Below are 11,687 nucleotides of genomic sequence, written 5' to 3'. Positions count from 1 at the left end.
TTCATTGACGATGGGTAGAATTTTGTCGAAATTGGCTTTGAGGTCATGCATACGCAGGGTGTTTTTATGAAGATTAACACTCCTAAGATATTGATTATCAAGCGTTTGCATGGCCTTTCTTATTTTAAAATTGTTAAAAATCTAACCCCTAAACGCGTTATACTATTATATATATGATATAAATATAGGTAGAATTACAAATGGGTGTTCATTTTTTCATTGAAGAAAAAACGAACCAAAAAATTCCCCGCCTGATGAAATTTTTGTTGCGTTTCCTCCACCTCCACTAAAACCATTTAACTCAATCCGCTGGGCAACGCGGATCTCAGACAGAAATGGTTTCTTCACGCTCCGGTTCCGGACACTTTTCCCAACAAAAATTTCGAAGGGCGGAAAGGATAAGCTCACAATAAATATCAGAGCAAGATTTCTTTCTTGACGCCTCCGCTACGCTTTCCCAGTCGGGTCATAAATCGCAGACTGAATGTTTAAGGAGTCCCCCTTATGGCTATACCGAATGAGAAAGCACTTGGCGGAACCCGAAACATACACTCCGTAGTTTTAAGCGAAGGGGTGGTGGCAGGGGGATGACAAGCATATTCATTATCATTGGATCTGCTTTACTTTAATGCAGGTTTTTCTAGCAACAGGTGAAAAATCGGAACATTCTGTTGATGAGGGGCTGATAAAAAGCGTAAAAAAGAATTTAACATTCCGCACTATACCTGTGGAGCGATGGGTATGCGTGGGGACCGGAGACCGTTAAGAAAGAAATCTTGGCAGGTTGGTTGTCAGAGTTGGCGGATGTTCCAATGAGGAAGAACGAACCAATGAACTCACCGGTTAGGCACTTCTATAGAGAATTAGTTTGGAAATGCCATATATCCTTCTTCTATAGTCTTTTTTTGTATAGAAAGGACACCCAAAAATAGTTGTACTTGGCTAGGAGTCTGTCCGGGTAAATAGATGGCTACCTAACAACAAAGAAATTTTGGAGAGCGAGGAATCAAAATAGTATTTTAACTCTTCATTTAGAATGAAACCTTATAACTGAAAAAGGGAAAGCGATGAGTAAAGAACTACCAGACCTCCATAAGCAGGCGTTCATGTTCAAAAATTCAAAACGTTTCCAGCATGACGGCGGTCGGGCGTGGATAAAAGATTCTCAGCTTCACGAATCCCGTAAAGATCACAACGGTCGGCTAAAGACTATAAACAAGCAAAAAAAGCAGGAGCGGGTGGAGAAAGCGGAGGATCACAAACCCTCTTTTTAAAATGGCAATAATATATTCCGTTCTGGTTTAACGGTTCTCGTAAGAATTAAAGCCGCCCAAGAAATATGATTGGGCGGCTTTTCTGTTGAAAAATCTTGACAGCCTAGCCCGAATTTCTCACAGGTATTTATAGTTCGTTACTGTAAGATGCTGTTAATCATGAGGTTAACTAAGAAAGTTATCCCAGTGCGAAATTAGCACTCTGTACATTGCTGCGAAATTTATCCCTCGGCTGCGTTGAAGCTAAAATCACATGCTCAACGTACCAAGGTACGTTTCCTCTGCCATTTTACCTTCGCCTTGCCGAGAAACAAATTTCTTGGTGAGAAATACGGGCTAGCGGAAAAGCTGATCAAACGTCAGAGAGATGTAATAAATAGCCCCGAGTTGAGGTCCACCACCGCTCATGACATACTGCTTGTTAAACAGGTCGGAGCCACCCACTTTTAACGTGGCATTATACTCTGGAATCTGGTAGTTGATTTGAGCATCCACCGTTGTTATTGCCTCTACATCCTGGAACGCAAAGGAGGACTCCCACCGGAAAGCATCCTGCCAGCGATATGCAATGTTGAAACCGAGTCGCTCGGTCAGGTTTCGGTTGCCAAAGGTCACGTTAATTTTGTGCTCCGGGGTGTTGAAGTCATTCTGGAACGTCTCCAGGTCCGAAATCAGCTTGTTCCAGTTGTAGTTTACGCCGATTTGATATCCCGCGGGGAGACTGTAATTTGCCCCGAACACCGCTCCATGCGCTTCTACCGAATTGTCAACATTGGTGTAGATCTGGAAGGTGTTGTTAAAATCACCGGAAAGCAGGGAGGCGGCTACCTGCCCGTTCTGAGCAAATTCGGCTGGTGTAGAGGGATTTTGAACAAAGGAACCCGCAGCACGACGTACCCTGATCTGGGTGATAAAATCGTCATAAATATTATAGTAATAAGCAGCATCAATGAGGAGTTTGTCGCCGATCAGGCCCTTGTAACCAATCTCATAAGCCTGGATTTGCTCCGGTTTCACCTCATCGTGTGTGCTGTAGGGATCAAGGTTATTAATTGCCGCCGTTTGCTTGGCAGGGTCGGACAAGGTCGTGGGATCTTCTAACACAGTATTTGTCAGCTCCTGGACCGACTCAAAAGTATAGGAGTTGGTGGTGACGCTGTATTTGTTTGCAAATTGCTGAAGCCCACCCAGCAGCCGCGCGGTTACCACGTTGAGGTCGATATATTGCCCCTGGGTGCTTGGATTTCGGAAACCGGTCTGGAATGAGGCGCGGATATTTTGATTATCCGCAATCGAGAATACCCCGGAAAGCCGTGGACTAAATTGCCCGTCAAAGTTCTCGTTTTTGTCATACCGAACAGAACCAGTAAGTTGGACCTGATCTTCCAAAAAGGCTTTGGATGCCTGCAGGTAGGTGCCCCATTCGTTGATGTTACGCCCGCCGGCATCGTCAAAAATCGTCCCGTTTGAGCGCAGCTGGAACTGGCGGAAGTTGGCACCCAAAATTACATTGGCGAAATCGATATGATTGCTAAAGTTGTATTGCCCTTCCAGGTGATAGAAACGCGATTCATCATCAAACAGCGCGCCATCTGGAATGGTGTTTTGCAGCGCAGCGTCCTTGGCATTTTCAAATTCCGTCGAGCCCGGCTCATATCGATTACCGTCCGCATTCATCCTGGCTTGATTATAGATAGCAGCCAGTGCAGCAGGATTGTTAAGTACACCGTTAACCACAGTTTGGTTATAATCAGTGGAGCCCGTAGCCTGCTGCACTTGATTAACCAATGCCCCAACAATGGTCCCCCCGTAGGTTCCATACCAGGCCTGATTACCGCGACTGGGATCTGACCCCATGGGATCAGAAGAAACTCCATTAATATAATAGCCCACAAAGTCTGCGATATAAGAATCTCCAGAATCTTCAAATGTCCCGTAACCTTTCAGAAGGAAGTTACTCCCCTCAAGCTGTAGCTTGTGTTGGGAAATATTGAAGTTCTTTAGGCTGTATCTCTGAGCGCCGGTGTAAACAGAGGTTCCGTATCCGTAGTTTAAGGTATAGCTGGCTTCAAGCTGATCTGATAATCTGTAGTGAAGTGAAGAATTAAATTTCAGATTTTCTGCCCCATAATCCACAAGATGGCGCTCATCATATCCTGTTCGGTTTACTGGCTGAGAGGGGATCGAGGCGGCATACTGTTGAGCATTTTGTGGTGAAAGTCCAAATTGCTGACTCATTCTTTCAATAAAATTTGAACTTAACCCAAGTAGCGCAATATTGAAAGAACCATCATCACCATAGCTGTGAATCCCATCGTAAGCAGGATTCCTTGCCTCAGCAGGAAGATTACTTCCTTTGAAAGCCTCATTTTTGTCAGTAAAATTTATGCCATACCAATCTTCAGCTTGCGAATACGCGAAGTTCAATTTAAAAGCAAATTTGTTGTTAATTGCTCTTGCATATCGAATAGCAGTACTAGTTGTTGATTGTGGATTGCCCGGTTCCCCTAAACTTTCGTTGCCGTTGATATGATTTACACCGGATTTAAGCATCACGCTCAGTCCCTGGTACTGAAAGGGATCTTTGCTGTTGATGAGCAGAATACCGTTGAAGGCATTGGGCCCGTAAAGAGCAGAAGCCGCACCCGGCAGGTATTCAATGCTTTCCACATCCAGCTCATTGGGGCCGTTTAAGTTTCCGATCGGGAAGTTAAGGGCAGGGGCCTGGGTATCCATCCCGTCGATTAGCTGGACCATGCGTGTATTCCCGGTGGAGTTGAATCCCCGGGAGTTGATAACCTGGAAATTGATGCTGTTGGAGGTCATGTCAACCCCTTTCAGGTGGGATAGAGATTTGTAGTAATCATCGGAGGGCGTATTCCGAATATTGATCACATCCATTTTTTCGATAGTCACCGGTGCCTCCAGGATGCTTTCTTCAACGCGAGAGGCCGATACAACCACATCGCTACCCATGATGGTCTGTTCCTCCATAGTGATGCGAAGATCGGTGCGCTCATTCGTGGTTATTTCAACCTCTTGCGTGCGGAATCCCACAATAGAGAATACCAATGTTAAGGGCGGATCCTGGCTGATGTTTAGCTCAAAATTCCCCTCCGAGTCAGTAGATGTACCGATAATCTTACCCTGCACCGTGACATTCACACCCGGCAGTGGCTGATTATCTTCGGCACTGACGACGGTCCCGGAAACGTAGGTATCTAATAACGCGGGTGGGACTTCAGCAAAAAGCTGCGGAAAACTAGCTATGAGAATTGTTAAGCACAGTACTGTCGATTTTCGAATCTGATGAGTAATCATTCCCTTCCCCTCCGTATTTGTTGTAATTTGATGATATTCGGTGGGGAAATGATATTTTCACTTTCCCCGATCACTATTAGCTATTCATTTTATATTCTATATATATCCGTTTTTTGGGATTTTAACAACACTCTTGTCTGCAAGCTAAATTATGGTCGTAGCAATATCTTTTTAATTAGCCTCCGCGTATGCTTGCCTATTCGCTTCCATCCGGCAGATCATTTCCTCGGGGCATAAATGCCTGGATACCAGTGAGTTCCCGCCCCAAAATGAGACCGTGAATATCGTAGGTCCCTTCGTAGGTGTTGACAGATTCCAGGTTCATCATATGGTGGATAACCCGGTATTCCCCCGTAATACCGTTCGCTCCGTGCATATCACGCGCGGTGCGGGCGATATTTAAGGCTTTTTGGCAATTATTTCGTTTGGCCAGGGAGGTCATCACATGGTGATCCCGCCCCTCATCCTTAAGTTTACCCAGCCGCCAGGCCAGCATCTGCATTTGCGTGATGTCAGTGAGCATATCGGCCAGCTTGGTCTGGGGAATCTGGTTTGCACCGATGGGATAACCGAACTGGCTGCGTTCCATAACGTATTGACGTGCCTTTTGATAGCAAAATTCGGCTGCCCCAAGCGATCCCCATACGATCCCATACCGGGCACTGTTCAGGCAGGTGAAAGGTCCTTTTAGTCCCCTGATATCTGGAAAAGCATTTTCATCAGGAACAAAGACATCCTCAAAAATGAGTTCGCCGGTCTCGGAGGCACGGAGTGACATCTTGTATTTCGTGGCGGGAGCACTAAACCCTTCCATCCCCTTTTCCACCAAAAAACCGCGGATTACACCTTCTTCATTTTTATTTTCTTTTGCCTTTGCCCAGACTACCGCCACATCGGCAATGGGGGAGTTGGTGATCCACATTTTGGCGCCGTTCAAAATCCAGCCGCCATCTGTTTTCAGGGCTGTGGTAGTCATTGAACCCGGGTCGGACCCGTGGTCGGGCTCTGTAAGTCCAAAGCAGCCGATCAGTTCTCCGGTGGCCAGCTTGGGTAGAAACCGCTCTTTCTGCTCCTCGGTCCCAAATTTGGAAATGGGGTACATTACCAGCGACGACTGCACCGACATGAAAGAGCGATAGCCGGAATCCACTCGCTCCACTTCCCGGGCGATCAATCCATATGCTGTTTGACTAGCTCCGGATCCGCCGTATTTGGGCTCGATATAAGCCCCCAACAATCCCAGCTCGCCCATCTCTTTAGCAATATCTATATCGAAGTATTCTTCCTGGTTCCCCTTTAATGCCCGTGGTTCCAACTTGCTCTGGGCATACTCCCGGGCCGTTTCCATGATCATGCGATCATCTTCATTCAGTTCAGACTCGAATTGGAGGGCGTCGTCGGGGTTGAAGCTGTTTTGTGGCATGGTGAGTATGATATGAATTTGATTTTTTTATCGAAGGTAATAGTAATTTTAAACCAAAGTGCAAGAAAAGCTATCAGCTGTCAGTTTTCAGCTCATTCTTGCGTTAATGTAGGTAGCTAAAAGCTGAGAACTGACAGCTGCTTTCAAAATTCCTTTTTAAGCTCTCTGCCTATAATCTTTCGCTGAATCTCAGAAGTGCCTTCACCGATCGTCATCAGTTTGGCGTCGCGAAGGAACCGTTCTACGTGATATTCTTTAATGTACCCGTAACCGCCGTGAATCTGGACGGCATCGTCAGCGGCGCGCACGGCCAGTTCCGAGGCAAATAGTTTGGCCATTGAGGCTTCCTTGGTGTAAGATTTTTCCTGCTCCTTCAGCCATGCGGCGCGGTGAACGAGAAAGCGGGCGGCATCGATTTCGGTAGCCATATCTGCCAGCTTTTGCTCAATAGCCTGGAAGTCGCCGATAGGGGTATCAAACTGGGACCGCTCTCGGGAATATTTCATCGATTCCTCAAATGCGCCTCGTGCAATGCCCACGGAAAGTGCCCCGATCCCGATACGGCCGCCATCCAGCACCTTCATCGTGTCGACAAAGCCTTCGTTTAGCTCTCCAAGTAAATTTTCTTCAGGTATCTCCACATTTTCAAAATGGACTTCAGTTGTATCAGAAGAGTTCATTCCCAGCTTTTCCATTTTGCTTCCGGGCGTAATACCATCCCACTCACGCTCCACGATAAAAGCGCTGATCCCTTTTGTTCCTTTGTTTTGTTCCGTTTTTGCCAACACCACATAGATGCCGCCAACAGAACCCTGGGTGATGAACATCTTTGTACCGTTCAAAATCCATTTGTCACCCCTTTTCTCAGCAGTTGTTTTTAATCCTGAAGAATCGCTGCCCGAGCCCGGCTCAGTCAGACACCAGGCGCCCAGCTTTTCTCCCCGGGACAAGGGAGTGAGGTATTTCTCTTTCTGCTCATGTGTACCTGCCAGCTCAATGTGTCCGGACGCAAGGGAAGTATGAGATGCAACCGTAAGCGCCAGGGAGGCATCCCATCGGGCGATCTCCTCAATTGCCAGGCAATAGCTTATGGCGCCGACCCCTCCACCACCGTACGCTTCAGGATATATCATGCCCATTAATCCCTGATCGGCCAAAAGCTGAATGATATCATGTGGAAACGCCTTGGAGGCATCCCGCTCTTTGACACCCGGCACTACATGACGTTTTACAAAATCACGAACACTCTCCCTGATGAGCTGTTGATCTTCAGAAAGTTCAAAACACAGAGATGGAGAACTGTTAATTAGGTCTGTACTCATGATCTTTCTCTTTTGGTGACCGTTAGCTGACTTTTATGCTATTCAATATAGAAAACGGTTTTGAACTTTGGGATGTTTCATCCTCTTAAGACTAGTTTTAGCTCCAAGAAATCTGTTTTGACTTGAGAGGTGGCGTGTAGGGTTCGGAAACAAAAAGTATTTTCTGGAATTTAAGTTGGATACACATGCAAAAGCATGTGATATAACCTGAAATGTCCTATCACAAACACTTAAAGTAGGTGTTATTATGTTTAGTAGAAAAATAAGTTCGTATGCATTGTTGGCTCTTTTTATGGGCCTGATGTTTACAGTAACTGCCTATGCGCAAGTGGAGAAAGATACACTTACAGCACCTATTACCGGTACGGTAATTGACACGGAAACCCAGCAGCCAGTTTCTGGAGTAGAACTCAAGATCAAAGATACTGAATATACGGCCCAAACAAATGAAGAAGGCAAATTCAGTTTTATGGGACTTGTGCCGGGAATGTACACAATAACTGCAACTCCTGAAGATTATCAGGAAGTTTCTGAGCAGGTTGAACTAACTGCTTCCGGAAAAGAGTTAACCATTGAGTTGAAACTAAGTAGCTCTTCTTAGCAGGAAGCGCAAATTAAAAATTAAGCCATCCTGGTTACCAGACCGGGATGGCTTTTTAATTAAGATCAAAGGAGAGCAAAGTCACCCAAAATTCCAGGTTACCCCGCGACCTTCTTCGGGATCGGGATAATTCCAACTCACCGCTCCCTGGTCGCAGGCATACATGCAGGTGCCACATTCAATGCAATCTTCCACCTGGAAAAAGACCTGTCCTTCATCATCAATTTTGTAGCAGTTGGCGGGGCACACATAGGTCGTGCATTTATGCGGACATACCGAATTACATATTGAAATATCCACCTGAATATGAGGCTTAATATTGGACTTGGCTTGATTCCGATAGCTTACCAAACCGAGCCGTTCAGTTAGTGTCAGGTTTTTCATAGCGATCTGCCTCCTTTAATTCCAAGTTTAATCAAATTCCACCATGAAGAGTGCTCTTTCACAGATTCACTCATCAGTTCCCGTGCCTTCTTGGTCGGCTGGTTATCAATAGTGAAAAATTTTTTACCGAATCCACACATCAGGTTTGGCACCTCCTTGTACATCATGGGTTGATGGAGCATCTGAACCGCATCCTGGAATCCACGCATATCCTTCATCACATAGCTATCATCCAACGCGGTGCGATATTCTTTCATTGTGGAGGAAGAAAAATCGCCGCGTTCTTTGGCCTCTACAATTGTTTCCGCCGCAAGTATTCCTGAGCGCATCGCATAATCCATACCCTGGATCGCCTTGCCGGCATTCATCAGTAGGTTTGCTGCTTCGCCACATATCAACAGTCCATCCTTATAAAGCTCTTTCGGCATAATGCGCATATCACCGGACGAGACAACGTGAGCCGAATATTCTACCACTTCGCCTCCGCGAATGGTATCCGCTACCACAGGGTGCGATTTGAAGTGGCTGAGAATGTCGTGCGGACTTTTCTCTTTTTCACGAAGATCCTTGATTCCCAGCACAAGGCCGATGGAAATGCTATCCCGATTGGTATAGAGAAATCCGCCGCCTTCCACACCGTCAGTGGCGTAGCCAACAAATTCATTGGACATGCCGCTTTTGCCATTGAGTTGAAATCGATCTTCCAGCACATTCTGATCGAAACGGATAATCTCCTTGATGCCGGTTAGCACGTGGTCGGCTGGAACGTAATCATCCTGTAGCCCTACCTGTCGGGTTAACAGGTTATTGACACCCTCCGCAATAATCACAGAATCAGCAAAAAACTCCTCTTCTCCCGTTCGGATTCCCACCGCTTTGTCATTCTCCATCAGCACCTCATCCACCTTGATGTTGGTGGCAATGAAAGAATCCATTGGATACTCACTTTCTGCAATTGCCTCCTCAACTTTTCCCGCCAGCCAGCGGTCAAATTTGGATCGCAATACCACCACGCCGGAGTAGGGCGGCTCGTTAAAGTGGGCCGATTTAAAATCGATTGACAATGTGGACTCATCATCCATGAACGTCAGCCTGCGATGGTTGATAAAGCGCTCCCACCCGGCGTCCTCTTCCTCCCAATAATTTGGCACCAGCTTGGCCAGATCATGTCCCCACAACACACCACCGGAGACGTTTTTGGAACCAGCAAACTCGCCCTTCTCGATTAGGAGAAATTTCATGTTGTTACGCGCAAGCGTCATAGCTGCCGCCAGCCCGGCAACTCCGGCCCCTACGATGATACAGTCAAATTTTTCATCATCCATAATGCTATGGAGTTGAACGTTAAAGGTTGCAGGTTACATGTTGAAGGTTGAAAGACCCTTTAATCTTCAACTTTCAACGAAAAACAAATTATGCTTTTATCTTTTTCAGTTCCTCGATAAATGGTGGAAGAACTTTATAGAGATCGCCTACAATACCATAATCTGCGATGTCAAAAATGGGTGCATCAGGGTCTTTGTTGATCGCCACAATTACCTTGCTGTTGGCCATGCCGGCCACGTGCTGGATGGCACCCGAAATACCGACTGCAATATAGAGCTGGGGCGAAACAACTTTGCCGGTTTGCCCGATCTGCAGGCTCGGATTCACAATACCAGCCTCGGTCAGTGCGCGTGAGGCTCCCACAGCGGCGTTGAGCACCTCCGCCAGCTGATGGATCAGTTTCTGTCCCTCCTCATCTTTGGCACCGCGTCCAGCGGCAACGATGGTTTCAGCTTCTGAAAGATCAATTTTGTCACCAGAAGCACCCAGAATATCCCGCAGGGTAGTTTTGAGCTCGCTTTCATCAAAACTATAATCTATCTTCACAATCTCCGGATTGCTGGGGGATTCAACCAGTTCATAGGAGCCGGAGCGCACGGAAACGAGGATTTTATCTCCAACCGCCTGGCTGTCAGAGAGAATTTTTGCAGCCATTACGGGGCGCGTGGCCTCTATTCCACTATCTGTCAAGTCGAAACCGGAAACGTCAGACAATACCGCGGCATCCTGGTTGGCGGCCAGTGCTCCCAGGATATCTTTCGTGCTCTCGGTAGAAGCAAAGGCAAACAGGTAAGGATTAGCTTCATCCATTATGGCAGTGAGTGCTTTAAGCAACGGAGTATTGATATGGTTTTTAAAAATGGGATCTTCGACGATATAAATTTTGTCTGGGCCGTATTGCTTGACTTGTTCAACATAGCTGGAAGCATCCGGATCGATAATTACAGCCTCTGCGGTGTGCCCATGTTCTTCTGCCAGCTGTTTGCAGCGGGATAACACTTCAAGCGAAGCCCGCTTAACTTTTCCGTCACTGATGGCGATGTGGGTGAGTAGATTGCTCATATAATTGATATAGTTTCATTAGAGAGGTTCAAGTTTTATGCTGAATCAGTTATTTCGCTCTCAGCGGTCGGTATTCCATTTAAGTTCCAACTAATGAAAGCTGACAACTGACTGCTAAAAGCTGAACGCTAATTGCTTAAATCACATTCGCTTCTTCATCGAGCAGATTTGCAACTTTTCGGGCCAGTTCATCAGGTTCACCCTCGAACTTTTGTCCCGCTTTTCGGGCTGGTTTCTCACGGTATCCCGAAACTTTTGTTTTGGGAGAAAGCTTTTTCTCATCAATATCAAGGTCGGAAAGCTCAATCGTCTCCAGCGGTTTTTTCTTTGACTGCATAATGCCTTTCAGGCTCGGGATGCGCGGCTCGTTCATATCGTTGGAGCAGGTAACCAGGCAGGGCGGGGGAAGTGCGATCATCTCTTGCCCGGAATCGCCCTGTCGCTTTACAATCAGTTGTTCATTCTCAATCGAGAGTCCGACGGCATTGGTCGCATATGGAAGATCAAGCTTTTCGGCAAGCATGCTACCGGTGAGTCCTGCATCGGTATCCTGCGATTGCTTCCCGCACGAAATCACATCGTACTCTTTGTCTTTGAAATAGGCGGCCAGGATTTCTGCGTATGACGCCGAGTCGAACTGCTGATCGCCACTGGTTTTGATATGAACGGCTTTATCAGCTCCCATCGCCAGGGCCTTGCGGATCGCCTCGGTGGTTTTATCCGGCCCGATAGAAACGACTTCTACCTCGCCGCCGTGCTCCTCCGTAAGCACCAACGCTTCCTCAACGGCAGAGGCGTCATAGGCGTTGAGAATCATCCGGTCGGTATCCTGGATTAGTTTTCCCTCTTTGATTTGAATGGGTGCATTGACATCTGGTACCTGTTTGATACAAACGTAAAACTTCATACCCGATCACTCACTTGTAAGATTGGAATTAGTTTCTATAGCTGACTTTAACAGCACAATATATAAA

At 46.6% G+C, this 11,687-nt stretch carries 9 protein-coding genes; 2 read left to right on the top strand and 7 right to left on the bottom strand.

Going from position 1 to position 11,687, the window contains the following annotated elements; translation table 11 throughout:
* The first annotated feature begins 1,067 nt into the window (after positions 1–1,067).
* A complete protein-coding gene (locus tag NC796_RS20565; protein ID WP_310687326.1) occupies positions 1,068–1,274 on the top strand; it encodes a hypothetical protein in 207 nt (68 codons plus the stop codon).
* Between the two features lie 336 nt (positions 1,275–1,610).
* On the opposite strand, the gene NC796_RS20560 is transcribed toward NC796_RS20565, so the two are convergent.
* The 3 genes from NC796_RS20560 to NC796_RS20550 all read right to left on the bottom strand — a co-directional run bounded on the left by NC796_RS20560 (position 1,611) and on the right by NC796_RS20550 (position 7,340).
* Complete coding sequence (locus tag NC796_RS20560; RefSeq protein WP_310687324.1) at positions 1,611–4,595, bottom strand: TonB-dependent receptor; 2,985 nt, start codon at positions 4,593–4,595, stop codon at positions 1,611–1,613.
* A gap of 196 nt (positions 4,596–4,791) precedes the next feature.
* Positions 4,792–6,018 carry an acyl-CoA dehydrogenase gene (locus NC796_RS20555; protein ID WP_310687322.1) on the bottom strand — a complete coding sequence of 409 codons (1,227 nt, stop codon included), beginning with the start codon at positions 6,016–6,018 and terminating at the stop codon, positions 4,792–4,794.
* 143 nt (positions 6,019–6,161) lie between these two features.
* Positions 6,162–7,340, bottom strand: a complete 1,179-nt coding sequence (locus NC796_RS20550) for an acyl-CoA dehydrogenase family protein (RefSeq protein ID WP_310687321.1) — start codon at positions 7,338–7,340, stop codon at positions 6,162–6,164.
* A 247-nt stretch (positions 7,341–7,587) separates the two neighbouring features.
* Here NC796_RS20550 and NC796_RS20545 point away from each other — a divergent pair, with 247 nt between their 5' ends.
* Positions 7,588–7,941: a carboxypeptidase-like regulatory domain-containing protein gene (locus NC796_RS20545; RefSeq protein WP_310687319.1), complete on the top strand. Its 354-nt coding sequence runs from the start codon at positions 7,588–7,590 to the stop codon at positions 7,939–7,941.
* 81 nt (positions 7,942–8,022) lie between these two features.
* Here NC796_RS20545 and NC796_RS20540 read toward each other — a convergent pair whose 3' ends face one another.
* The 4 genes from NC796_RS20540 to NC796_RS20525 form a co-directional block, all read right to left on the bottom strand.
* A complete protein-coding gene (locus NC796_RS20540; RefSeq protein WP_310687317.1) occupies positions 8,023–8,325 on the bottom strand; it encodes a 4Fe-4S binding protein in 303 nt (100 codons plus the stop codon).
* Positions 8,322–9,650, bottom strand: coding sequence for an FAD-dependent oxidoreductase (locus tag NC796_RS20535; protein ID WP_310687315.1), 1,329 nt, complete (start codon positions 9,648–9,650; stop codon positions 8,322–8,324). Before NC796_RS20535 ends, NC796_RS20540 begins: the two co-directional genes overlap by 4 nt.
* Before the next feature lie 88 nt (positions 9,651–9,738).
* Entirely contained in the window at positions 9,739–10,713 is a 975-nt protein-coding gene (locus tag NC796_RS20530) for an electron transfer flavoprotein subunit alpha/FixB family protein (protein ID WP_310687313.1), read from the bottom strand.
* A 136-nt stretch (positions 10,714–10,849) separates the two neighbouring features.
* The gene (locus NC796_RS20525; RefSeq protein ID WP_310687312.1) at positions 10,850–11,620 is read right to left on the bottom strand and encodes an electron transfer flavoprotein subunit beta/FixA family protein; all 771 of its coding nucleotides are present in this window, start codon (positions 11,618–11,620) and stop codon (positions 10,850–10,852) included.
* Between the last annotated feature and the right edge of the window lie 67 nt (positions 11,621–11,687).

This window comes from Aliifodinibius sp. S!AR15-10 (assembly GCF_031569985.1).
Taxonomy (GTDB): domain Bacteria; phylum Bacteroidota; class Rhodothermia; order Balneolales; family Balneolaceae; genus JAMQKA01.
This window is presented reverse-complemented; position numbering and strand designations above follow the sequence as displayed.